This window comes from Gammaproteobacteria bacterium (genome assembly GCA_029881255.1).
GTDB lineage: Bacteria > Pseudomonadota > Gammaproteobacteria > S012-40 > S012-40 > JAOUMY01.
The window spans coordinates 224,759-250,237 of record JAOUMY010000003.1 but is presented as its reverse complement, the minus strand read 5'-3'; the positions used below and the strand labels follow the sequence as shown (position 1 = coordinate 250,237).

The window sequence follows — 25,479 nt, the reverse complement described above, 5'->3', positions numbered from 1 at the left end:
TTGTTATTGTGAAAAGAGTTTGAGTAATGTGCCCTGATCCGGAAGGCCACTTTGATTTTGATTGATGTTCTTCTGAAATTGTTTTAATGATTTCTGAAGGTCTGAGGTGTATTCCCCATTCACAGGTCCAGTATATAATCCTTTGTTCTTGAGCGCCTGTTTTATTCGTTCGATGACCTCTTCCTGGAATATGTAGTTTCGTTTTCCGTCGATATCAACAAACTTCCCCCCTTTAGCAATACGTTGTCTACTCATATCGGCGCTTATTCGGGCCAGTACCTGATGAAGGTTTTGCTCTGTATTTTGAGTGCAGACAGACTCGATAATCTTCAGTAATAACTGGGTCGATTGCCAGGGCGCGAGATCAAACGTTTGGTCAAGGTGTTGGTTAGAAGCCGTAATATACCCCTCCACCCAGCCGCCATAGACTAAATAGAGATCTTTTTTATTCTTTGCCGCACTTACAAATTTTCCACAGCTAGAAATGCCTGCACCTTTAACCGCATATGAGCCGTCGGAGTCTGCGGCAAAAGCGCTGGATATGAGTGAAAGACAGCAAAGCACAATAGTCAGGCGAATCTTGGATGGCGACATAGAAAACTTTCCTTTGTAAATATTTTCTCAATAAAAAAAGGGCTGTACATAGTGTACAGCCCTTCTAGTTTCGGTGTATCTCGGACTAGGCAGCAATTTTACGGCGACGAACCGCAGTAGCGCCAAGACCGATCAGACCAGCGCCAAACAACGCAAGCATGCCAGGCTCAGGAATGGAGTCGGCATAGATGTCGTTTGATCCGAACAGGTTATTCCCTTCAGGACATGTAGGTGAGCATGTACGTGGCTGATAGGATGATGTGAATCTGAAATCAGAGCCACCAACCTGGGAATCAGTGTCGAAGTTAGCGTTGGCTAGACCGCCAGTAACATCGAAGTTACCGAATCCATTTCCGCCTTCAGTTCCGGTACCCAAAGTTCCCGTAGTGATAGTTGAAAACAATGTACCGCTGATGCTGTTTGCACCATAAGTAGCAGTTTGAGTATTGCCTGCAAGGCTCAACCATAGGTTGTTTGCGCCACCTTCGTCACCAGCAGAAGCGGAGCTAACATTGTTGAAGTCAGGGGTGAAATCAACGTAAAAATTAACCCAGCCACCAGTAAAGGAAATATGGTCACCGGCGTCAACACTACCGTCACCATCAACGTCGATCCACTGGTTCAGGTATAGGCCACCGAATTGATAGGTAAGCTCACAACCAGGACAGAAAGTAGTAGTATCACCATTGATGTTTGTAATTTTACCGTAACCTTTAAGTTCATTAGATCCAGTAAAATCATAAACATTGGCAACGCCAGTACTCATAGCGCCAGTAGGGATGGCAACAGATTCATACATAGTGTCAGTGGCAAAGTAGTCATCCAGGCTGGCCGGATCCCAAACAACACCACCAACGTTAACTGGAGAAGCAGATACAGAGCCAGCTACGAGAGCTGTTCCGATCGCTAACACAGTAGCTAGTTTTTTCATTTTGAACTCCCAATTGTTAATCAAATTGTTCGATTGGTTTGCAATCTATCTCTTAGTTTGCAGGAACTGAGCCAAGTGCGTGGCGGTAAGCTAACTCAATGTAATTAAAGGGAAATAATATGGAGTGAAGTATGTTCTCAGAGATAATCATCTATCACCAGTAGATCTTGTAAATAATTTCGACTCTTCAGATAGCGTGTACCCAATATAAGTTTGAAATATCGACGCGTAATTTTTCCAAACGGATGTAATGCATTGAAATAAAAGAATAATATCTGATGTTAATTTTGCCGACAGCCTAGAAGTCGGAAAGACCCCGTCTCAAAGAGGTATGACCAGGCTTGGGTGTCGATGAAAGACCAGCCCGCAACAGAATCAAAATACTCATATTGGGGTTAAGTGCAGCAAGTTTTTCTTTTATCTTCGAAGACTTGTTTTCGGAAACAGGTATTTCTTTAGCCAGGTAAATTACGCTCGGAGCGGCAAACGGCTGAATTGAAAGGCCTTTTTTATTCGCGAGTAACCAGAATCGCTGCATTGTACGTGCACCACAAATTATTGCCTGGCGCGAGTCACCACTAGTGCAGATGGCAACAAGTTCGGGGCTTAACAGATTTGGCAAATATGCCGAGCGGAATCCAAATCCTTTTGCGGCGCCAATCAAATTAAGCATTCTCATCAGGCTCCAACGCCTGCAGGCGCTGAATACCGGGCGTGCAAACCATTCCACATTCAGCGAAGCAGGGGCCAAACCCTCTTTCGTACTGTTTTTCCACCCGATGTCAAAGCGTATGGACGAAAACAGCTCACTGTGAAGTTCTTTGGTAGAGAATCTCAACGATTCCGCCTGCCACATAGCCTGGCGGGCAGTCTTTTTTTCCTGTCGATTTAACCAAATGATATCCGTGCCTGGAATGTCCTCGCACAATGAAGCGAGACTCTCTTTGGTCTCGGCAGGGATCTCTTTCCAGGGAAAGCTTCGGTCGGTATGTCGATCTCTTATGAACTGTAGTCGATCTCTAGCGGCCTGGAGGTCGATGTCGGCTTGATCGTCCTTGTGAAATTCGATTTGCGCGGTGTAAAAAGGTGCTTCGATTACCCCTCGAGGGAATAACGTGATCTTGTCCTTATACCCTAAAATAAATGAGGTTTGAGAGATGTTTTCTATAAGCGCTCCAATCGACATATCGCTCAGTAAAAATGACTTGTCTGACGGCCCGCCACTCCGCGTTTCGTCGATATGTATCTCTAAAATTTCTCCATTCCAGTGAAATTTCCACGGCTGGGAATTATCGGCTGAGGGTGCAGAGATGGCGTGTTCGAGAATTAAATCCTTTATTTCGTCTTGCATCAATATGGGTGGCTCCACTATTCATCGTTAATTCCATAGCCTGGAAACTTTCATGTAAATGTTACAGGAAAACCTGTCGATACTATCGAAGTAAGACGTCCTAATTATCGCGAGTATCACTCAGGTTATAACTTATGGCAACGATACTAAAAGTTGCTCGTTCAGAGAAGGAGCTGGATGACGTATTCTGGCTCCGTCACGAAGTATATGTCGTTGAAGATGGCAAGTTTGGCGGTAGTCCCTTACCAACACAACGCATTGTTGATCGCTATGATGCGTTGCCAAGTACAACCAACATCATCGCCTATGATTCTAACGAACCGGTAGGCACTATTCGCATTACCCGGGATTCTGAAGTTGGCCTGCCCCCTGACTCGATTTTTCCGTTTTTAGAATTGCGCCAAATAAAACACAAGGAATGGAGGCTTGAAACAGGGAGTGATTCCATTTTCGCAAGCGCAGGAATGCTGGCGATACGATCAAACTGGCGCCGTCGACGAGATGTTTTGCAGGCTTTGTTGAAAATGGCCACCGGGGTATGCGCAGGCTGGGGCGTGACCCATGTGATCGCAACCTCTAACCATGAAACCACAAAAGTGTATGAGCATCTAGGCTTCGCAGCGCTTGCTGAAAAGGTATGGGTTGAAGAATACACTAATCATATAGTCCCGATGTTTACGAAATTTTCTGATGTTTATCAATGGGCGTTTGGACAGCTCTTAGATAGCAATCTTGACACGTTCTGGCTAGACAATTTCGCGCAACACTTCGAAAGGATGCTTTTTGCACCGGGTGAAACGCTTTTTTCTGAAGGGGATCTAGGGGGGGAGGCCTATATTCTGGACAGCGGTTGGGTGGCTATTGCACGAAAAGATGATGATGGACGAGAGTTAACGTTGGCAACGCTTGCTCGAGGCGCATTGTTCGGAGAGCTTTCGTTAATTGACGACAGTAGTAGATCGGCTAGTGCAGTTGCCAATACACATGTAGAGGTAATCAGGATTGATAAAAAAGTATTTCAGAAAATTATTAATTTTGATTCGCCTTTAGTGGAGAAACTTTTTGCCGTGTTTGCTGACCGAATCAGGCGAACTGACGATCTGGCAATGGTAATGGCCTTCGCGCCACAGACCGGCAGAGTTGAATATGCCTTAAATGATTTGCTAAAGAAGTCTTTGCCCGACACGAAGGTTCCAGGTGCGAAGGTTGTACGTATTGGGCCAAAAGATCTGGCGAAGTCTGCAGGAGTGAGGGAATACGAAGTTCGACGGGTGCTTGAAATCAAGAAATTTGCCGGTAATCTTGATTACGGCGAGAAGTTGATTAGGTTTTTAGTACAAAAAAACAAGGCTTCCTAGGTGTCTTGTCTGCTAAAGCCGACAGTTTTTATTGGCGTCACTAATCGCCGTAATAAATTGCTAATCTTGATCATTTTTCTCACTAATTTAGCCTAACACGATCAAAACATAGTGTCTTCTTCAAATACATTGTCCATCGCATTTCGTTTTAAGAGTCCTTGTTTGTTGATGGACTAGTCCTTGCATTTTCAAAAAATGGGGTTTGGGGCCTAATAAGGATAATTCCTGTACGTTTTACCAGTATGAAATAAGGGCTATGTTATTCGACGATCAATATGAAGTATTTCTATGCGACACCGCTGCATCAAAAAGATTAAATTATTCGATTCGTTATAAAGTCTACTGTTTAGAAACAGGATATGAGCGATGTGAAAAATTTAACGAGGAGTTGGAATGGGATAGGTATGACTACAGATCCGCCCATTTTGTCGTAAGGTGTAAGAAGACTGAAAGTTGGGTTGCTGCAATGCGGCTCGTGCTTGATGCGCCGACGAGAATGCCAATTTGGGCCCATAGTGAGGTTGAGTCTCCGGAGTATTATGGCGGTCTGGACCAGTGTGCTGAAATATCTCGTGCATGTATTCTGAGCTCCCATCGCCGAAGTCAACTTAGATCGGAAGGCGTTGATTCTAACAACACGAACATAGTTAAAGTGGTGCCTCGCAGAAGAGAGCCGGAGATTTTGTTTGGATTGCTACGAGCGATGTATCAATACAGCGTTGATGTTGGTGTAAAACACTGGTTCGCCATGCAGTCGTTGCCTTTGGCTCGCGTGGCTAGGTCGTTGGGATTTAATTTAACTGAGATTGGGCCGGAAGTAGACTTCAGGGGAATCCGTAAACCTTATTATTGTAAGGTGGACGATTTCGTGAAGGATTTGGAAACAGGTAGATCGCAACACAGTCGGTTATTTAATCAGTCGTGGTATCAGAGCTTTTTGAGCAGGGAAAGAGTGCTGGATTTGGCAAACTTATGATTCCTTGTAGGGAAGATTCATATGTTGTCGATATGGTAAGAGTTCAAATTACATTCCGTATAGCCGATACTAAAATTAGTCTATAAACACTAATTCAAATAGGTGGCACGGATGTCTCAACATAGCCGATTTAGTATTTCGGAAGCATTTGGCCGGAATCTTGGTCTCATATCGAAAGAAGAACAGCAACGATTGTTTGGTTCTTTGGCCTCAATAGTTGGTTGTGGCGGGGTAGGTGGTTATCACGCGCTTACTCTTGCGCGTCTGGGTATTGGTCGATTTCGATTGACTGATCCTGATGAATTCTCTGTGGCAAACTTCAATCGCCAAATCGGCGCTACCATAGAAAGCGTAGACAAGAACAAAGCAGAAATTACAGCGGCTCAAATCAAGTCAATTAACCCCGACGCTCAAGTTGAAATATACCCTGGAGGATTGAGCAAAGACAATGTAGAGGCTTTTGTAAAGGGCGCTGACATTGCGATTGATGGAGTGGACTTTTTCTCGATTGGCGTGAGGCGATTGTTTTTTGCCGAAGCCAGAAGGCAGCAAGTGACGAGTCTGACTGCAGCGCCTTTGGGCTTTTCCGGATCTTTATTGGTGTTTTCTCACGGCTCCATGTCGTTTGATGAATACTTTTCTCTTAGTGATGGTCAATCATACGCGGACCAAATAATAAATTTCTTGATAGGTTTGGCCCCGTCAGCCTTACACTTACCATATATGGACTTTTCTTCGGTGGACCCGGCATCCGGGCGTGGCCCATCTTCGGTGATTGGTGTGCAGCAGGCCGCGAGTTTGTTATCAGCACAAGCCTTAAAAGTATTGCTGGGTAGAGGTGGGATGCGGTACGCGCCTCACTATATTCAATTTGATGCCTATAGACAAAAGTTAGCAACAGGCTATCTCCGCAGCGGGAACAGGAATTGGAAACAACGGCTCAAACGCCAGTTGGTAGTGAAAAAGTTTTCCGCTATTGGCTTGCTAGACCAGTTAAAACAAATGGGTTGACAGGTCTCTTATCCTCAGTTTTGTGTTAATATCCTCGCTCTTCTCAAGGCTACCACCTGGGTCGAATGTTTGTAGTACAACCCTTGTGAATTAACTAACATCAATCACAGTGTCAGATAGCATAAAATCGCCGCAATAATCGCGCGATGTAACAAAAGGTATGATCGTGAAATACTTGAATTTCCTGGTTGTATGGGCGTTGGCTATGCCAGTTTGGGCGGCAGAGCAACCGTCCACAATAACCCCGAACACTAAAAGTCCTCTCTATGTAGTTGGCCCTGGTGACAATATCAACATTTTCGTCTGGCGAAATCCGGACCTGTCAATCACTGTTCCCATTCGACCTGATGGCAGGGTGTCGATCCCCCTGGTGGAGGACCTTCAGGTGAGTGGCAAAACACCAACACAATTGGCCAGAGAAATAGAAAAGGCATTGGGGGCTTATGTCAAAGACCCTTTAGTAACTGTCATTGTGACAGGATTTGTTGGCCCATATTTTCAGCAGGTTAGAGTCGTTGGCGAGGCCGCAAAACCTCAGGCATTACCCTATAGAGAGCACATGACAGCCCTTGATGTGATGATTGCTGTCGGTGGTTTAACCGAATTTGCTGCGGGCAATCGCGCCAAGATTGTGCGTGTTGTTGACGGTAAGCAAAAGGAAATTCGCGTTTATTTGGATGATCTGATCAAGGATGGCGAAATAGAGCAAAATGTGAACATTTTGCCCGGAGATATACTCATTATTCCAGAATCCTGGTTTTAAAGGATAGTCTAAGAAGCAAGGGCTAAGATTCTCCAGGTTTGATGAAAGGGCTAAGCCTTTTGCTCTATTCCAAATAGTGGAAATTTAAGATAAAAAGCCAATATGCACGAGATATTTGAACAAGTCATGCACTATGCCCGGGCGATATGGCGTTATCGCTGGTATGTGCATTTGATTGCCTGGCCTATCGCTATTGCAGGGTGGTTGTTTGTAGCCAGTCTTCCTGATCAATTCGAGTCTTCAGCACGAGTCTATGTTGATACCAAGTCTGTATTGCGACCATTATTGCGTGGATTGGCAGTTCAATCTGACGTAGAAGACGAAGTCCAGATTATGACCCGTACACTGTTAAGTCGGCCCAACCTTGAAAAAATTGCCCGCATGACGGACATGGACCTCAAGGTGAAAGATGAAGCAGATATGGAGTTATTGATTGAGCGTCTAAAGAAAACCATAAAATTCCAAGGCGGCCGAGATAATATTTACAGTATTTCCTATGTTGATGACGAGCCTCATTTGGCGAAAAACGTTGTTCAGTCATTATTGACATTATTTGTGGAATCCTCATTAGGAGATTCGAGAAAAGACAGTTCCTCTGCACAGCGTTTTCTTGAGGAGCAGATTAAAGAATATGAAAAGCGTCTGTTTGACGCAGAAGAGCGAGTAAAAGAATTCAAACAGAAGAACGTAGCCTTTCTGCCCGGTCGGGGAGGGGACTATTTTACGCAGATGCAATCCAAGAGCGCTGAATTGTCCCGTAGCCGTGCGGAGCTGGAAGAAATTTCGCGCCGTAGAGATGAGTTCAAGCGCCAGATGGCGGGCGAGGAACCTACCTTTGGCATCGCGCCCTCAACGAACATATTCTCTGGTGGCTTGAGTCATCCCTTAGATGCTCGAATTTCTGATATGGAAAAGCGACGCGATGATTTGTTGTTAAAGTATACCGATAAGCATCCAGATGTTGTAGCGCTGGAAGAAACGGTGAAACGTTTGAAATCCCAGCGAGATAAAGAACTGGAAGAGGCCAAGGCTGATTTACCTGAAGGCACAAAAATTGCCCCACTTGCTCAAAATCCCGTTTATCAACAATTAAAAATTTCTTTTGCTCAGGCTGAAGCCGAAGTGGTGACATTAGCTGCGCGAGTCGAACGTCTACAGAAAGAGGTCGTTCAGCTTGAAAAGGCTGTGGATACGACTCCACAGATTGAAGCCGAAATGCAGCGCCTGAACAGAGACTACGACATAACAAAGCGCAATTATGATCAGCTTCTTGCTCGACGTGAATCCGCAAAACTGGCGCAATCAGCAGACCAATCTGCTGATGATGTGCAATTCAAGGTGCTCGATCCACCGAAGACTCCTCTTGAAGCGGCTGGTCCCAATCGCTTGTTATTTAATATCGTGGTATTAACAGGCGGATTGGCTGGTGGTCTTATTTTTGCGTTTTTCTTGTCCCAAGTTAAACCTACGTTTGATTCGTCGCGTAGATTAACCTTGGCTACTGGTTTGCCTGTGTTCGGTGTGGTAAGCAAGGTCAGAACGGAAAAAGAAATTCGAACTCGCCTTGTTGAGGTAAGTTCTTTTGTGCTCATGGCAGCCTTGTTGGTTGTTGCACTTGGTATCGTCGTACTTATGCAAGCAAAGTTGCGCGGCTTATTCGCTGCTTCAGGATTGGGGATTTGATATGAACACCATTGAAAAAGCTCTCCAAAAAAATCGTCAGAATAAGGTGCAAGGAGCTCAAACAGGCGAGAGCGAGAGTAACAGTATTGTTTCTCGTCAGTCAGCCGTCGCGACAGGGAAACGGCAGACGAAAAAAGAAGTTCAAATTGATCTTGAGCGGCTTGAAGCAGCGGGAATGCTGACAACCAAGAACGGTCGTAGTCGTATAGCGGAAGAGATGCGGGCAATCAAGCGCCCACTTTTGCGCAATGCGTTTAGTAATTCAGGTAAAGTAAATGACCGCGGTAATCTGATAATGGTAACCAGCGCGGTACCTGGCGAAGGCAAATCGTTTAACTCTATAAACCTCGCTATGAGTATATCGATGGAGTTAGATCGCAAGGTTCTTTTAATTGACGCAGATGTTGCCAAACCCTCAGCCATGAAATATCTTGGGCTGGATACCGATGTTGGTTTGGTCGACTATCTGCTCGACGACGACCTCGAATTGTCCGATGTTTTGCTCAATACGAATGTTGAAAACCTCCGATTGCTTCCCGCTGGCCGTTTGCATTCTCATGCAACTGAGGTGCTTGCCAGCGAATCAATGTATAACCTGACTATGGAATTATCAGAGCGTTATCCCGATCGAGTTGTGATATTTGATTCGCCACCATTGCTTGCGACCAGTGAGGCCAGGGTTCTTGCTGGATTGATGGGGCAAATTCTCGTAGTGGTTGAATCGGTAAAAACCGCTGAACCGGTTATCAAGGAAGCGCTCTCCTATCTAAATACCGATCAACAAACCGTAGGCCTGGTGCTTAACAAGTTTCGCGGCAAATCGTCAGGGAACTACTATGGTTCATACTATGGCTATGGTGCTTATGGAGCAAAGGACAAGGAATAGTCTGTGCCCATGTTAAAAAAAAAACACTTCTGAAACACGTCGTCGGTTTTCTCATCTTTACCTTTGTGATACTTGAGGCTGGTTTCGTGCATGCAAACGAGTTAACACTTGCTCCAAGCCTGAATGTTTCTCAAACCGCTGCTCATTTAATATTTAGTTCCAGACGTGAACGTAACTTAATTACCGAATTCTCTCCTGGCGTCGATTTAGAATTAAAGACGCCAAGAACCCAGACCGATGTGGAATATTCTTATGTTCAGCGCATGTTGCTACGAAACTATGAACAGTTTGATGAAGAGCATCAGTATAGGATTGCTTCAAATCTTGAATTAATCGAGAAACGTGCGAACATAAAGTTACTAGGGAATCAGGAGCGACGGTATTACAGTCCACTGAATACGATAACCTTAAAAAATGAATTAACGTTTAATGAATTATATTCTGACTACGAAGCTTATGCAGCATCGATTGACTGGAAACAGCCTGTCGCACATCTGCTAGTTGGCGAATTACAAGGAAGAGTCGCGCAAAACAAGTATAATTCTATCCGAGCCACTGATAACGAAAGTCACCAAATAGAAGCAGTGTTGCGTAGTGGTGATTTATTCCAGCGAATGTTTTGGCGCTTTGATGCTAAACAGGATCGTATTCGTTACACAAATTCTGCAAGGCCGTATACACGAACCGCTCAAGCTGCCATGGGTGTGCGTTTAATTCGCCGCTTGAGTTTGAGTGCGAAAGGCGGCTACGAGCAAAATCCCCAAATGGCGAGTTCAAACAAGTTTGCGACCAGCGGATATTTTGCGGAAGCAATGCTATCTGCACTATTGGGTCGTGACATGAAATTGGATGCATTGTACGGTCGGCGGTCGTATGGCGAAACGTATCGAGTCAGTGGTAGTTGGGAAATCGGTTCTAGGACTGAGGCCCTCGCATCTATCGGAAAAAGCGTAATCGGAAAAACTTGGACGACATTTCTTAAACACGAATTCCGAAAGTCAAGTATCGAGCTGATACATTCGGAAGACCTGACTTCAAGGACATATATTGATACGCAGAGCGTTTTTGAGAATGTGGGCGACGAACTAACCGCTTCAGTCTTTACTGGAGAGGTTGCGAATATTAAGCGCCGAGTATTGCAAACAATTGAAGACGGCGTTTTTGTGAAAAAACTTTCGACTGCGAAATACTCTATTCGAGGAAAGCGAAATCTAGGTGTGTTGCAACTCCATAAAGAGCATCGCGTGTTTCAGGAACAGAACTTCTTTGAGGAATCGTATGGTGTTAACTTTTCGTGGACGTTGAAGGTTTTCTCTGCAGGAAGTATCGCTACGTCGGCACTATTCGAACACGGCGGATATGGTCGAGTTAGTAAAGATGACAATATCTACGAAGGAAGTGCAAGTTACACTCATAGGCTCTCAAAAAGAGTTAAGGCAAAACTTGAGTACTATTATCTGAAGCGGGATTCATCTAATGAGATTGCAAATCAACGCCATCACCTGGTAACCGCTTCTATACAGTTAAAATATTAGACCGGAGTAATAATGAGTAAGGAAAAAATCGTTTTATGTGTCGTAGGGGCACGTCCTAATTTCATGAAGATTGCCCCAATTATGCGGGCATTTAAGGCGCAGGGTAAGGCAAAGGCTGTACTTGTGCATACGGGGCAGCACTATGATAAAGCGATGAAACATCAGTTTTTTGACCAACTAGGTATTCCGGAGCCGGATATTGATCTGGAGGTCGGGTCTGGTTCACACGCGGTGCAAACCGCGGAGGTTATGAAGCGATTTGAGCCTGTGATTGATGAGCAGAAACCGTCTGCCATATTAGTTGTTGGAGACGTGAACTCGACCATTGCGTGCGCGCTGGTTGCTTCCAAGAAAAATATTCCGGTTATACATGTTGAATCAGGTCTACGTAGCTACGATAGGCAAATGCCGGAAGAGGTTAACAGAGTTCTTACGGACCAGATTTCTGATTGGCTGTATACGACGGAAAAATCGGCAGAAGATAATCTGGCACGAGAGGGTATTGATCGCGCGCGGGTCATATTTGCTGGCAATGTCATGATTGATACACTGATGTACAATTTAGGCAATTCAGTATCATCCAAAACGACACTCACTGCTTTTGAAAAAGGAAGAAAATTCCTCGAGCAGAATGGACAATATGCCGTAGTCACTATGCATAGACCCTCTAATGTCGATAATCAGGAAATCTTGACGCGTTTACTGAGCACTTTGACTACGGTTAGCAAAGATATTCCCATCGTTTTTCCTGTTCATCCCCGAACACAAAAACAGATTGAATCCTTCGGTTTGGAAGAATTCTTTGAAAATGACAATGTTTTGAAGATGACACCACTTGGTTACCTTGAATTGCTCGGTTTGGTATCGGATGCCAAGGTTGTGCTAACCGATTCCGGCGGTATTCAGGAGGAAACGACTGCTTTGGGTGTACCGTGCATCACGCTAAGAGAGAACACTGAGCGTCCGATCACCGTAACTGAAGGTACGAATACTGTTGTCGGAACAGATCCAGACAAAATACTCACTGCCTTTGCTGACGTGATGAAAAATGGCGGTAAGGCCGGCAGAAAGCCGGACTTGTGGGATGGTAAAGCGGCAGAGCGTATTGTTGAACATATCAATTCCTGGATTTAAAACATCCTCGTTACACATAATTTGAGTTAAGTATGAACGACAATAAAATTACGAACGCTATGACCTGTGATGTCGAGGACTATTTCCAGGTTTCCGCATTTGAACCATTTGTGTCGAGGAATGACTGGGATAAATGGGAACTGCGTGTAGAACGAAATACCAACAAGGTCATGGATATCTTTGCCTCAGCGGATATAAATGCTACTTTTTTTACACTTGGCTGGGTGGCTGAGCGATTTCCCGCTTTGATTAGGCGCATGATTGCGGAGGGCCATGAAGTGGCGAGTCATGGATATTCTCATGTGCGCGCTACGACACAAACCCCTGATCAATTTCGCGAGGACGTAGTCAAGACCAAAGCTATACTGGAAGATTTGTCAGGCGAGCGAGTTACAGGTTATCGCGCCGCTAGTTACTCCATTAGTACGAGCAATTTGTGGGCGCTGGATATCCTGGCGGAGACGGGGCATGAATACAGTTCAAGCATCTACCCTGTTAAACATGATCTGTATGGTATTCCCGATGCGCCAAGGTTTATGTACAAACCTATCGAGTCTAGTTCATTCAGAGAAGTACCTGTGACCACGTTCGATTGGTTAGGAAAACGTTGGCCCGCAGGTGGCGGCGGTTTTTTCAGAGCCTACCCCTATGCTTTTTCACGTTATGCATTGCGTAGTATTAATGAAAAGGAAGGTAAATCAGGCATGTTTTATTTCCATCCATGGGAAATAGATCCCGGTCAACCACGACCTCAGCAATTGAGTTCGAAGGCGCGCTTTAGGCATTATTTGAACTTGGGGAAAATGGAGGCAAGGTTGAATCACTTGCTGCAGGACTTTCGCTGGGATCGCATGGATAAGGTTTTTAAGAAGGATTAGCATGCTAGTAAAGGAACTCGATTCAAAAAACGCAGCAGCGTGGAATAAATTCGTTTTTGAACATCCAGAGGCGACGTTTTTTCACCGTGCTGAGTGGAAGGAAGTTATCCAGCGTACATATGGCCATCCAATGTATTTTCTCTATGCTGAAGAGCAGGGCGAAATCAAAGGTGTGCTGCCCTTGGGGCAAGTGAAGAGCCGTGTTTTTGGGAACGCGCTGATATCATTACCGTTTTATGTGCACGGTGGAATACTTTCCAGCTCAACAGAAGCTTTCGACGCCTTGACCCAGAAATCCATAGCGCTGGCGAAACAGCTGAATGTTGATTACATGGAATTCAGGACCATCCGCCAGCAACATTCTGATTGGGCAGTAAAGTCTGATCTGTACGCGCGTTTCCGAAAGGAAATTGATCCTGATGTCGAAACGAATATGACGAATATTCCACGCAAACAGCGTGCTGTTGTGCGTAAAGGTATTTCTGCGGGGTTAAATAGCGAATGGGATACGGACATCGATCGTTTTTACGAATCCTATGCCTATAGTCTACACGGGCTTGGTACTCCGGCTTTCCCGCGTAAGCTATTTCATATTTTGAAAGAAGTATTCAAAGACGACTGCGATGTACTGTCTATATTCAAAGATGGCCAACTGGTATCCAGTGTCATGAATTTTTACTTTCGCGGTGAAGTATTGCCATATTATGCCGGTGCCAGTGACCTCGCCCGACAATATAAAGCGCATGATTTCATGTACTGGGAATTGATGCGTCGTTCCTGTGAACGCGGATTGAAGTGGTTTGACTACGGACGTAGCAAGGTTGGTACGGGGCCATACAGTTTCAAGAAGAACTGGGGTTTCGAGCCAGAGCCGCTTGAATATGAGTATTTTCTGGTGAACGCGGCTGAGGTTCCCAATGTAAGTCCGACCAACCCAAAGTATGCGGTGTTTATCAATACCTGGAAAAAGCTGCCTTTTTGGGCAACAAAAGTGATTGGGCCAAAGATCAATCGCTACCTGGGATAGTCGAATGGAAAAGTTACTTTATCTTGTTCATCGAATTCCCTTTCCGCCTAACAAGGGAGACAAGATCCGGTCCTTCCATTGGCTGAAAGGCTTGGCGCGACAATATGAGATTTATCTCGGATGTTTCGTCGATGAACCGGAAGACATGCAATACATCGAACAATTAAAACCGTATTGTGCTGATGTCTATATTGAACAAATGAATACGCGTCTTGCAAAATTGAAATCGGCAAAAGGTCTATTGTCCAATTCACCTTTGACGCTTTCATATTACTATTCGAAGAAAATGCAACATTGGGTAGAACAAGTGGTTCATGTCAATGCTGTTGAGAAGTGTTTGATATTTTCCTCATCGATGGCGCAATACGTCGAAGGCGATCATTTATTGGACATGACTCGAGTGATCGATTTTGTCGATATGGACTCAGATAAGTGGCTGCAATATGCCACAAATAAATCCTGGCCCATGAGCTATGTATACGCAAGAGAAGGTCGCTTGCTTGGCAAATATGAGCAGAAGGTATCAAAAGAATTTGATTGCTCGCTCTTTGTTTCTTCAGCCGAAGCCGAATCATTCTCTGGCAAGCTTAATGACACTAGTGTAGATATTGGGTTTGTGAATAATGGTGTGGATGCCGATTATTTCTCGCCACAACATGAATTGAAAAGTCCGTATGCGGAGGGTGTGAGACCCATAGTCTTCACTGGGGCGATGGATTACTGGGCAAATGTGGATGCTGTTGTGTGGTTTGTAAAAGAGGTACTGCCATCAATTAAAGCCAGCGACCAGAAATTCGAGTTTTTTATCGTCGGATCGAAGCCAACTGTCGAGGTACAGTCTCTAGACAGTCCCGGAATAGTAACCGTAACAGGGCGGGTTGCTGATGTGCGACCTTATATCGCATATGCAGAATTTTCTGTCGCGCCTATGCGCATTGCACGTGGCATACAAAACAAAGTGCTTGAAGCCATGGCAATGGCAAAACCGGTAATTACGTCGTCACTCGGTTTTGAAGGCATTAAGGCTCGAGTTGATGAAGAACTCTTTGTTGCTGATACCGTGGAACAGTTTTTGGCCGTGTTAGAGGTTCTGGGTCGAGATCGAAATACCGGAAGTTCAATTGGCCAGGCTGCTCGGCGTCGAGTGATGGCAGACTATAGTTGGTCATCAAATATTCAGAAACTGGATAGCATTTTGTCGGGACATAAGGCTCAGCAGGAGATGAAAATATGAATAACACAACTGCCTTGAATTGGATGCAGATAAGTGTACTAGCTCTCGCCAGCGTCATTTTTCTTCTTGTGCTCTACTATCCGACGACCGCCTCGATGGTGGATATCTGGATACGCTCGGAAACATTTGCGCATGGATTCTTGATATTTCCGATTGCTTTCTGGCTGATTTGGCAAAGACGTGATGACGTAATATCTAAATCACCCAATCCGATATTGTGGCCCCAGTTTATTCTCTTTCTACTCAGTTTGTTGTGGTTGCTGGCCTATCTTGTTGATGTACTAGTCATTCAACAATTAGCCCTGGTTTCGATGATTCCGTTTCTGGTGCTTTCACTATTGGGTTGGCAGGCGACGCGAGAAATATCGTTTGCACTATTCTTTCTATTGTTTGCTGTGCCCATGGGAGAAGGCTTGGTTCCCTCGATGATAGAGTTTACTGCTGATTTTACCGTGGCTATGGTGAAATTTGTGGGTATTCCAATATTTCGTGAGGGAACTTATTTTGAATTACCCACGGGAAATTGGTCGGTTGTTGAAGCCTGTAGCGGCGTGAGATATCTAATAGCATCGATAACATTGGGTTTTCTATATGCCTACCTAACCTATCGAACACTTTGGAAACGCGTGTTATTTGTTTTGGTTTCTATTCTTGTTCCAGTAATCGCTAATGGCCTGCGGGCATTCATGATAGTCATGATAGGTCATTATAGCGATATGCAGTTAGCCACCGGTGTAGATCATTTGATATATGGCTGGCTGTTTTTCGGTGTAGTAATTGCGATTATGTTTTATATCGGTTCGTTTTGGCGCGAGGACTTGGATCAGAAAAAAGCAGCGGAACACAAGCAACATTCTCTTGATACGATAAAAGTACCGAGGAAACAGGTTTTGTATGCATTGGTTCTAGCAGTAGTGTCTGTTGGGATTGCACCTTTGTTCGCATATTCCGAATCTCAGGTTTCTAAAGGCACGCTGTCGATCTCCCTAAAGTCACCGGTACCAGTGGGCTGGCATGCCGCTGGGGGCCAGAGTGAATGGAGGCCGACTTATCTTGGTGTTGATGCGGAGATTGATCAAGTATATCAACAGGAAGAAAAATCCTTATTTCTCTATGTAGGCTACTATGTACAACAGAGGCAAGGCGCCGAATTAATCACCTCAACAAACCTTCTTGTGCCGGCAGAGGAAAAAAATTGGCGCGTGGTAGATAAGGGGAGAGTTACATTCGGCAACAACGAAGTCAGAGTTTCAGAAGTGAAATCACCGACCGTCAGATTAATAGTAGCGCATTATTTCATCGTTGACGGCGAGATTACGATTAATGACTATATTGCAAAATTGCGCGAAGCCAAGACCCGCATAGTTGGCGGTGACAAGACGGCGAGCATTGTTACGATTGCAATGCCTATGAGTGAGCATTTCGAGGACTCTTACAATGCGTTACAGATGGAGTTGGAAAGTATACATGGCGCAGTTATGACAAGTTTGAAATCCGCTAACCTGAAATAATATGCAGGGACGACCACTCATTGTTCACGTGTTGTACCGACTGGCGATTGGCGGGCTGGAGAACGGTTTGATCAACCTGATAAATCGCATGCCAGAAGATTGCTATAGGCATGTAATTATCTGCGCGTCTGATTACACTGATTTTCGCAAACGTATTCAGCGAGATGACGTCGAAGTATATGCCTTACACAAGCGACCTGGAAACGATATCCGCGCCCAGTACCGTTTCTGGAAACTTATGCGCAAACTAAAACCGCAAATTGTGCACACACGTAACCTTGGCACAATTGAGTACACATTGCCCGCAGCATTTGCAGGTGTAAAATATCGAATTCATGGCGAACACGGGCGCGACATGAGTGACATCGACGGTAGCAATAGTAAATATCGTATATTGCGACGTGCCTATAATCCTCTGATTGCCCGTTTTATTGCACTATCAAAAGATCTCGACAGTTGGCTAAAAGAGCAGGTGAGAATCTCGCCTCGCAAAATTGTTCAAATTTACAATGGCGTGGATATGCAGCGCTTTTCTCAATCAGAGAAAAGTCGCCAGGAGATTCGTAAGGAACTTGGAATTGGCAAAAGCGAAATTTTAGTCGGTTCGGTTGGCAGGCTGCAGGCGGAAAAAGATCAGGCGACTTTGCTTCGGGCTTATGCACTACTTGAAAAAAATGAAAACACCAGACTTGTTCTGATTGGTGATGGTCCAGATCGTCAGAAGCTTGAAGCGCTTGCAATACAACTAGCGATATCGAACCGTGTTATTTTCGCGGGCGCAAGAAATGATGTACCGGCGATGCTAAATGCGCTCGACCTATTCGTGTTGCCATCTTTAGGTGAGGGAATCTCCAACACCATACTCGAAGCCATGGCGAGTGGACTCCCCATCGTAGCGACTTCAGTGGGAGGAAATCCGGAGTTGATCGACGATGGAAATACCGGGCTGCTGGTGCCGTCAAACAATCCGTCGGCTATGACGGCTGCTATTGACTCCTATCTAAAAGATAAGGCTCTACTAAAACAGCATGGCAAGGCCGGCAGAGCGAGAGTGGAACGCTTGTTTAGTATGGACGCGATGATAGCGAACTATATGAAAGTTTATGACGAGTTATGCGGGCGAGGTAGCTAGTGTTTGAGATACGCCATCATGGAGCGGTAAACGGTGTAACAGGGTCATGTCATGAACTAGTCCTCGACGCGAACAATTCTTTGCTTATCGATTGCGGGCTGTTTCAAGGCGCCGAGACCTCGGGTGCGGGTGCTAGTTTTGAGCATTTGCAGATTGAATTCCCAATCGAAAAAATTCGCGCATTACTCGTGACTCATTGCCATATCGACCACGTTGGTCGTATACCTTATTTATTCGCTGCGGGATTTAACGGACCGATATTCTGCAGCAAACCGAGCGCATATTTATTACCTAAAGTTCTGGAAGATGCGATTAAGGTCGGCTTTACTCGCAACCAGGCTCTAGTCCAAAAGACTGTCAATGCTCTGTCTAGCAAAATTATAGGCGTCGATTATAACGTCCTGGTTGATTTGACCGATCTAATTGAGGGTGGTGAAAATAGCGCACAAGTCAGTTTTTCACCTGCTGGTCATATCCTTGGGTCGGCATATATTAGTATCGACACAGAAATCAAGGGTGACTCAAGACGCCTTGTTTTTTCTGGGGACCTTGGGGCGCCAGATACTCCCTTGTTACCTGATCCGACGTCGCCAGCAAGTGCCGATATATTGGTGATAGAAAGTACCTATGGCGATAGTATTCATCCCGATCGACGTGCGCGAACTCAGCAGCTAAAGTCTGTTGTCGAACGCTGTTTGCTCAATAGCGGTGTCATTTTGGTGCCCGCCTTCAGTATCGGAAGAACACAGGAATTGCTATACGAGCTTGAGCAAATTATTCATCAACACGGGGACAAGAAAGCCGCTGATGGTTTGTTATGGCAGGATATAGAAATTATCGTAGACTCGCCCCTAGCGGCGCAATTTACCGAATCCTATCGTGAGCTAAAAGAATACTGGGATACTGAGGCGAAGCAACGTGTGGAGCAGGGTCGTCATCCACTCGCGTTTGAGCAACTATACTGTGTGGACACACACCAAGAGCACATGCAAACAGTAGAATATCTTTCCAGGAAACATAAACCGGCGATAGTCATTGCGGCGAGCGGCATGTGCGCAGGTGGGCGTATCGTCAACTATCTCAAGGCTCTCATCGGTGATGAACGTACCGATATTGTGTTTGTAGGCTATCAGGCGGCAGGGACACCGGGGCGCGATATACAACGTTACGCGCCTGCCAATGGTTATGTGATGCTGGATGATCAACGCTACGATATCAAGGCAGCAGTACACACCCTGTCGGGTTATTCGGCACACGCGGATCAACAAAATTTGATAGATTTTGTAATGGGTATGCAGAATCGCCCCCAAGAAATACGTATTGTCCACGGCGACACGCAAGCGAAGAAAACACTTCAGTCTAAGTTACAAGATTTGTTGCCAGACAGTCGTGTAGTTGTCCCGACGGAATAGATATGGTGAATTCAGTGAATAATTATTTTGTGTTCAATGGTGATGCTGACGGGATTTGTGCCTTACAACAGCTTCAACTCGAAACGCCACAAATAGAAGCGCGCTTGATAACTGGTGTTAAAAGGGACATCAGTCTGTTAAAACGTGTAAATGCAAACGCAGGCGATAGTATTACAGTGCTGGATATCTCCCTGGACAAGAATCGCGACGATGCGAATCGTTTGCTTGATGTCGGTTGTAAGCTGCGTTATTTCGATCATCACTACGCAGGTGAAATTCCTGAGCACGAGAATTTTTCGGCATTTATCGATACCGCCAAAGATACCTGTACCAGTCTGATAGTCGATAAATATCTTGAAGGCCGACATCGTCTATGGGCGATTACCGGTGCCTTTGGCGACAATTTCGCGGAATCGGCAACCGTATTGGCAAAGTCATCAGGTTTAAGCGAAAAGCAGACGACACTACTCAAAACGCTGGGTGAGGCGATTAACTACAATGGTTACGGGGCAACACTAGACGATTTGCATATCACGCCAGAAGACCTTGCGCTAAGTATTCGACCATATACCAGTCCATTTGAATTTATCGAGAACGAAGACAGTTTTCGTATTTTGGAGATGGGCTATGAAAACGATATCGCCATGGTTAAATCGCTAAAGCCTGAATTGGAAACGGAAACGCGTGCAATCTATATTCTGCCGTGTGAGGCATGGGCCCGTCGTGTATCCGGCGTCTACGCGAATGACCTGGCAAACAAATCACCACAACGGGCTCACGCCATTTTGACTGCAAAAGAAGATGGTAACTTCTTGGTGAGCGTACGTGCGCCACTGAGTACGAGAACGGGGGCCGACGAATTATGCCGACAGTTCCCCAGTGGCGGTGGGCGTCAGGCGGCGGCAGGAATAAATGACTTGGCCGTGTCCGCGTTTGATGAGTTCAAGCAAGCGTTTCTCAACACACCTTTCGCTTGAATCAAAACGAAAGGTGTGTGATTTAAAATCCTGCGCTAATTTCAGCTATTGAAGATTAAGATAAGACTCGATTTTCGCGATAACTTCGTCTGCCGCCTCTTCTGCAGTACGGTTAGCCATGTGTAGATGTATCTCTGGCGTCTCTGGTGCTTCGTATGGGCTGTCCAAACCGGTGAAGTTCTTGATCTGACCAGCGCGCGCCTTCTTATACAGTCCTTTGGGGTCACGTTGCTCACAGATTTCAATCGGTGTATCGACGAAGACTTCGACAAACTCATGCTCACCGAGCAATTCTCTCACCATGCGCCGTTCTGCTTTGAAGGGCGAAATAAACGCAGTTAACACAATCAACCCAGCATCCACCATAAGCTTCGCGACCTCACCGACACGACGGATGTTTTCCACGCGATCGGCCTCTACGAAGCCAAGGTCTCGATTCAGACCATGACGCACATTATCGCCATCGAGCAAATAGGTGTGCTTACCGAGAACCTGGAGTTTCTTCTCAATGAGATTGGCTATGGTGGATTTGCCCGAGGCACTTAAACCAGTAAACCATAATACGGTTGGCTTTTGTCTTTTTTGTGCGGAACGGGTTGCTTTGTCCACATCCACTGCCTGCCAGTGAATATTGGTGGCGCGACGTAGTCCGTATTCAATCACCCCGAAAGCAACGGTCGCCTTGCTTTGTTTGTCGACCATGGTAAACGAGCCAAGCGTCTTGTCATTCTTATAGGCGTCATAAACAATGGACTTGTCGAGGCCGACGTTACCCACCCCGATTTCACCCTGTTCGAGAACTTTGGCTGCATCATGCTCGAAGGAATTCACATTGATTTTGTGTCTTAACTCGGTCACCTCGCCGGTGACAGTTTTATTGCAGGTTTGAAACAAATACGGGCGTCCTGGAAATAATGGTTTGTCGTGCAACCAGACGATATGGGCACGGAACTGATCGGTGACCTCGGGGCGATGTTCGGTCGACGTGATGACATCACCAGGAGAAATATCGATGCTCTGTTCCAATGCGATCGTTACTGGTCGATTAGACGCTCCCTCCGATAGAGCACTGGAAGTGGATGAAATGGACTTTACCTTGCCCGTCTTTGCTGCGGGAAGAACGACGATATCGAATCCGGGCGAAACAGCGCCGCTGGCAATCGTCCCGGAAATGCGAGGGAAATCTGGATCAGATTTGTCGACTTCCTGCACTGGCAGTCGAAAAGGTTTATTGTTTCTGTCATTCGAGTATTCGATTTTCTTCAGTGCAGAGGCTAAAGGCAGTCCTTGGTACCAGCGAGTATTAGGGCTGCTTTCCATTATGTTGTCGTGCTTGTGTGATGATATTGGCAGCACGGTAATGGTTGAAAAATCCAGACGGGAGGCAAGCGCGCGGAAATCTGCTTCGGTGGCTTTAAACATGTCCTCGGAATATCCAGCATTTTCCATGTTGTCTACGGCGACAATGATGTGCCGAATTCCCAACAGGTTGACAATATAGCTACCACGGCAGGCCACGGTGTCTACGCCGGTCGAGGCGTCAATCAGAATAATGGCGACATCAGCACTGCTCTCGATTACAGGGAAATTTTGATCGTATTCGGATAGTGAAGACTTACTGGCCTCACTGAATATCTCAGTGATCTGGATTAAAGAATCGACACGCATGCTCTTGAGCAACGCGGTCCTGTCGCCGCTGTTTCCCCCGCATACCATCAACCGAAACAGACGCGTCGATTTCTGACCAAAAACTTCATACAAATTTCCATACATCACTAACTCTCCTCTTGTCATTTCGCGCGATCCTTGCGCTTTCAGGCCTGTAAAGGCAATTTCGCATCTCTCCTATCCCTTATATCGTGTCTTTCGAGCATTTAGATCCAGTCCATGGTAGTTATTGCGTCGGGGTTCAGCTTTAGGGAGGGATACTTCCAAGTTCAGTGCCGATATGGTCCTGTGGGATACCGGATTTTGGTGAAGAAGACTGCCATGTTCCTGATAATTTTTCCATAACCAATTACGGTTAATATTTAACAGCGTCGTCTAGCATTATGCTGATAGAAATATAGATAAGCGCTTTAATACGAGCTTGTAGGCTGAAACAGGCAGTCTACGCCATAGGTGTTAATGCTAAAAATGGCCAAACAAGGTATCATTTCGGGCTGAAAAACATATAAATATCAATCAATTTAACATGGAACTCCTCTATAAATGTGCGGCATAGTCGGCATCTTTGACACCCGTGGTGCAGGCCCCATAGACCGCGAGCTTCTCCACAAAATGAATGAAACACAGTTTCACCGCGGACCAGACGCCGGTGGGCTACATATCGAGCCTGGCATTGGTCTGGGGCATCGTCGTCTGTCAATAATTGACCTCTCTACGGGCAAACAACCCATGCATAACGAAGACGAGTCGGTATGGGTGACCTTTAATGGAGAGATATACAATTTCCCGGCACTCAGCGAGGAGTTGAAGGCTTCTGGGCATGTGTTTAAGACCCATTCTGATACCGAAGTCATCGTCCATGCCTGGGAAGAATGGGGTGAAAAATGCGTAACGCGCTTTCGCGGTATGTTTGCCTTTGCGGTATGGGATAGAAATCGCCAGACGCTGTTTTTAGCCAGAGACCGTTTGGGTAAAAAGCCGCTGCACTACGCCTTACTGAAAAACGGACACTTTATTTTTGGTTCTGAGCTCAAAGCTCTCTATGCCCATCCGCAACTAACTAGGACGATTGAACACCAGGCTATCGAAGAGTATTTTGCGCTGGGCTATGTTGCTGAGCCGCGCTCGATCTTTAAGGAAATCCTGAAATTGCCTCCTGCCCATAGCCTGCTTTTGAAAGTTGGGAATAGCAATTTGCCAGAACCCAGAGAATACTGGGATTTTCCGTTCGAGCATGAACAGTCGATTTCTGAGACTGTCGCTATTCAGGAGTTGGTTGAAAGAGTGAAGGAATCGGTCTCGGTGCGCATGATGGCTGAAGTACCACTTGGTGCATTCCTGTCCGGCGGAGTGGATTCCAGTGCAGTTGTTGCAATGATGTCCCAGCTCTCTGACAAACCGGTGAATACATGCTCGATTTCGTTTACCAGCCCTAAATTTAACGAAGCGGAATTTGCCAAGATGGTAGCGGATCGTTACCACACCAATCACTTTGTTGAAACAGTTGACCCTGACGATTTCAGCCTCGTCGATAAGTTGGCCAATATCTACGACGAACCCTATGCAGACAGTTCCGCTATTCCAACGTACCGCGTTTGCGAATTGGCGAAAAAGAGGGTGACGGTTGCATTGTCCGGTGATGGTGCCGATGAATATTTTTCAGGCTACCGTCGTCATCGCTGGCATATGAATGAGGAGAAAGTGCGTTCGGTTCTGCCTTATTCTATCAGAGGACCAATATTCGGCCTGCTAGGCAAGGTCTATCCAAAATTGGATTGGGCACCTCGCTTTTTGCGCGCCAAAACCACATTCCAGTCGATAGGTCGGGACAGTGTTGCGGCCTATCTTCATACGGTGTCGATACTCGACAACGATATGCGGAATAAATTATTTTCGAAAGAATTCAAGGAATCTCTTCAGGGCTATAACGCCGTTGAAGTGTTTCGACGTCATGCAGCGAAAGCACCATCAAAACATCCGCTCTCGCTGATTCAATACCTGGATCTGAAAACCTATTTGGTTGGCGACATTCACACCAAGGTTGATCGAGCGAGTATGGCGAATTCGTTGGAGGTGCGTGCACCTTTGCTTGATCACGAATTAATTGAGTGGGTGACCGGGCTTGATCCAAATCTGAAGTTACGCGGACAGCAAGGGAAGTACATACTCAAAAAGGCGATGGAGCCGTTTTTGCCGCATGACGTCTTGTATCGAAGCAAGATGGGGTTTGCAGTGCCTTTAGCGGAATGGTTTAGGGGGCCACTGAAACAGCGAGTAAGAGATGCTTTGCTGGGACAATCTATTGAGGAAAGCGGATTTTTTAATATGAAGTACATAGAACATCTTGTGAATCAACATCAATCCGGTATGCGTGACTATAGTGCTTCAATATGGACGTTAATGATGTTTGAAGCCTTTCAACGCAAGGTGTATGTGTAATGAAGGATCAAAAAGTTTTGTTGCTATTTGGAATGCCTAGATCGGGAACGACCTGGGTAGGAAAAATAATCGATAGTAATCCCGATACGTTGTATTTACATGAACCGGATTCATGGAACCGACTTGACCGAATTCCCCTGTTTGTTGAATCAATGGATGTAGAATACGGCGACGAACTTAAGCATTTTGTTGAAAGCCTTCCATTAATGAGAAAGGCGCAGGTTACCTCAAAGTTGCCAATTTTCAAAAAGAACTATCAATCTAGTTTAAGGCATAGTGCTTATAAGGGATCACTCTATGCCACCAAGCTTGCAGGTAAGATTGGTTTTACTGCGAACCCCATTTCCAGAATATCTCGAAACAAGAATCAGTTTTACATAGCCTGGAAATCGATCGAATCACTCGGTAGGTTGTCGTTGTTTTCACAACTGATCGAAGGCTCTCAATGTCTGCACATTGTTAGAAATCCTGCCGGCTATATATCGTCAGTTCTTAGCGGGGAGTCAAAAAACTCCTTTCAGAGTTCAACTCCCAGCAGTGACGATTTTCAAATTTTTGAAATGTTGCTGAATACTGCTTGTGGAAAAGATATTGGGATAGGTCTTGATGAATTGAAGATGCTGGATCCAGTAGAACGGCTTGCCATTCGGTGGAGACTTTATAACGAGATTGCTTTTGCGGGTTGTAAGGATCTACACAACTATCACCGCTTGATTTACGAAGACCTGTGTCGAAATCCATTGGATATCGCCAAAAGAGTAATAAATGAATTGGGTTTGCAGTGGAGTACACAAACCGAAGCATTCGTCAAATTGAGTACATCGCAAGACAAAAAGGCATACTACTCGGTCTACAAAAACCCTCTCGAAGCCGCATATAAGTGGCAGACAAAACTCTCAGCCACCGATATCGATAAGATAAAAAATATTTTGCGAGGTAGCGTCGCATTTTCCTGGTACGAAGCAGATTTCTAGAAGGG

Annotated in this window: 21 protein-coding genes; 17 read left to right on the top strand and 4 right to left on the bottom strand. The window is 45.5% G+C overall.

Annotation, left to right across the window (positions count from 1 at the left end; all coding sequences use genetic code 11):
- Positions 1–3: 3 nt before the first annotated feature.
- The 3 genes from OEZ43_08495 to OEZ43_08485 all read right to left on the bottom strand — a co-directional run bounded on the left by OEZ43_08495 (position 4) and on the right by OEZ43_08485 (position 2,876).
- Positions 4–594: a peptidoglycan-binding protein gene (locus OEZ43_08495; protein MDH5545617.1), complete on the bottom strand. Its 591-nt coding sequence runs from the start codon at positions 592–594 to the stop codon at positions 4–6.
- 85 nt (positions 595–679) lie between these two features.
- A complete protein-coding gene (locus OEZ43_08490; GenBank protein ID MDH5545616.1) occupies positions 680–1,525 on the bottom strand; it encodes a PEP-CTERM sorting domain-containing protein in 846 nt (281 codons plus the stop codon).
- A gap of 298 nt (positions 1,526–1,823) precedes the next feature.
- Positions 1,824–2,876: a hypothetical protein gene (locus OEZ43_08485; GenBank protein MDH5545615.1), complete on the bottom strand. Its 1,053-nt coding sequence runs from the start codon at positions 2,874–2,876 to the stop codon at positions 1,824–1,826.
- A 134-nt stretch (positions 2,877–3,010) separates the two neighbouring features.
- Here OEZ43_08485 and OEZ43_08480 point away from each other — a divergent pair, with 134 nt between their 5' ends.
- The 15 genes from OEZ43_08480 (at position 3,011) to OEZ43_08410 (ending at position 20,393) form a co-directional block, all read left to right on the top strand.
- Complete coding sequence (locus tag OEZ43_08480; protein ID MDH5545614.1) at positions 3,011–4,234, top strand: cyclic nucleotide-binding domain-containing protein; 1,224 nt, start codon at positions 3,011–3,013, stop codon at positions 4,232–4,234.
- A 256-nt stretch (positions 4,235–4,490) separates the two neighbouring features.
- Positions 4,491–5,210 carry a PEP-CTERM/exosortase system-associated acyltransferase gene (locus OEZ43_08475; protein MDH5545613.1) on the top strand — a complete coding sequence of 240 codons (720 nt, stop codon included), beginning with the start codon at positions 4,491–4,493 and terminating at the stop codon, positions 5,208–5,210.
- Positions 5,211–5,321: 111 nt separating this feature from the next.
- A complete protein-coding gene (locus OEZ43_08470; protein ID MDH5545612.1) occupies positions 5,322–6,221 on the top strand; it encodes a ThiF family adenylyltransferase in 900 nt (299 codons plus the stop codon).
- Between the two features lie 205 nt (positions 6,222–6,426).
- On the top strand, positions 6,427–6,984 hold the full coding sequence (locus OEZ43_08465; protein ID MDH5545611.1) for a polysaccharide export protein: 558 nt from the start codon (positions 6,427–6,429) through the stop codon (positions 6,982–6,984).
- Between the two features lie 102 nt (positions 6,985–7,086).
- Positions 7,087–8,667: a chain-length determining protein gene (locus OEZ43_08460; protein MDH5545610.1), complete on the top strand. Its 1,581-nt coding sequence runs from the start codon at positions 7,087–7,089 to the stop codon at positions 8,665–8,667.
- 1 nt (position 8,668) lies between these two features.
- Entirely contained in the window at positions 8,669–9,553 is an 885-nt protein-coding gene (locus OEZ43_08455; GenBank protein ID MDH5545609.1) for an XrtA-associated tyrosine autokinase, read from the top strand.
- Between the two features lie 86 nt (positions 9,554–9,639).
- A complete protein-coding gene (locus OEZ43_08450; GenBank protein MDH5545608.1) occupies positions 9,640–11,088 on the top strand; it encodes a TIGR03016 family PEP-CTERM system-associated outer membrane protein in 1,449 nt (482 codons plus the stop codon).
- Positions 11,089–11,100: 12 nt separating this feature from the next.
- Positions 11,101–12,222 (top strand): UDP-N-acetylglucosamine 2-epimerase (non-hydrolyzing), encoded by a 1,122-nt coding sequence (wecB, locus tag OEZ43_08445; protein ID MDH5545607.1) that lies wholly within the window; start codon positions 11,101–11,103, stop codon positions 12,220–12,222.
- Between the two features lie 32 nt (positions 12,223–12,254).
- A complete protein-coding gene (locus OEZ43_08440; GenBank protein MDH5545606.1) occupies positions 12,255–13,100 on the top strand; it encodes a DUF3473 domain-containing protein in 846 nt (281 codons plus the stop codon).
- A 1-nt stretch (position 13,101) separates the two neighbouring features.
- The gene (locus OEZ43_08435; GenBank protein MDH5545605.1) at positions 13,102–14,127 is read left to right on the top strand and encodes a FemAB family PEP-CTERM system-associated protein; all 1,026 of its coding nucleotides are present in this window, start codon (positions 13,102–13,104) and stop codon (positions 14,125–14,127) included.
- A gap of 4 nt (positions 14,128–14,131) precedes the next feature.
- Entirely contained in the window at positions 14,132–15,361 is a 1,230-nt protein-coding gene (locus tag OEZ43_08430; GenBank protein ID MDH5545604.1) for a TIGR03087 family PEP-CTERM/XrtA system glycosyltransferase, read from the top strand.
- Positions 15,358–16,872: an exosortase A gene (gene xrtA / locus OEZ43_08425; protein MDH5545603.1), complete on the top strand. Its 1,515-nt coding sequence runs from the start codon at positions 15,358–15,360 to the stop codon at positions 16,870–16,872. Before OEZ43_08430 ends, xrtA begins: the two co-directional genes overlap by 4 nt.
- 1 nt (position 16,873) lies before the next feature.
- A complete protein-coding gene (locus tag OEZ43_08420) occupies positions 16,874–18,004 on the top strand; it encodes a TIGR03088 family PEP-CTERM/XrtA system glycosyltransferase (GenBank protein ID MDH5545602.1) in 1,131 nt (376 codons plus the stop codon).
- Positions 18,004–19,416: an MBL fold metallo-hydrolase gene (locus OEZ43_08415; GenBank protein MDH5545601.1), complete on the top strand. Its 1,413-nt coding sequence runs from the start codon at positions 18,004–18,006 to the stop codon at positions 19,414–19,416. Before OEZ43_08420 ends, OEZ43_08415 begins: the two co-directional genes overlap by 1 nt.
- Before the next feature lie 14 nt (positions 19,417–19,430).
- Positions 19,431–20,393 carry a DHH family phosphoesterase gene (locus OEZ43_08410; protein ID MDH5545600.1) on the top strand — a complete coding sequence of 321 codons (963 nt, stop codon included), beginning with the start codon at positions 19,431–19,433 and terminating at the stop codon, positions 20,391–20,393.
- Positions 20,394–20,438: 45 nt separating this feature from the next.
- Here the strand turns inward: OEZ43_08410 and cysC are convergent, their stop codons facing one another.
- Positions 20,439–22,166, bottom strand: coding sequence for an adenylyl-sulfate kinase (cysC, locus tag OEZ43_08405; protein ID MDH5545599.1), 1,728 nt, complete (start codon positions 22,164–22,166; stop codon positions 20,439–20,441).
- A 438-nt stretch (positions 22,167–22,604) separates the two neighbouring features.
- Between cysC and OEZ43_08400 the strand changes: the two genes are divergently transcribed.
- Positions 22,605–24,500, top strand: a complete 1,896-nt coding sequence (locus tag OEZ43_08400; GenBank protein MDH5545598.1) for an amidotransferase 1, exosortase A system-associated — start codon at positions 22,605–22,607, stop codon at positions 24,498–24,500.
- Positions 24,500–25,474 carry a sulfotransferase gene (locus OEZ43_08395; protein ID MDH5545597.1) on the top strand — a complete coding sequence of 325 codons (975 nt, stop codon included), beginning with the start codon at positions 24,500–24,502 and terminating at the stop codon, positions 25,472–25,474. Before OEZ43_08400 ends, OEZ43_08395 begins: the two co-directional genes overlap by 1 nt.
- The last annotated feature ends 5 nt before the right edge of the window (positions 25,475–25,479 follow it).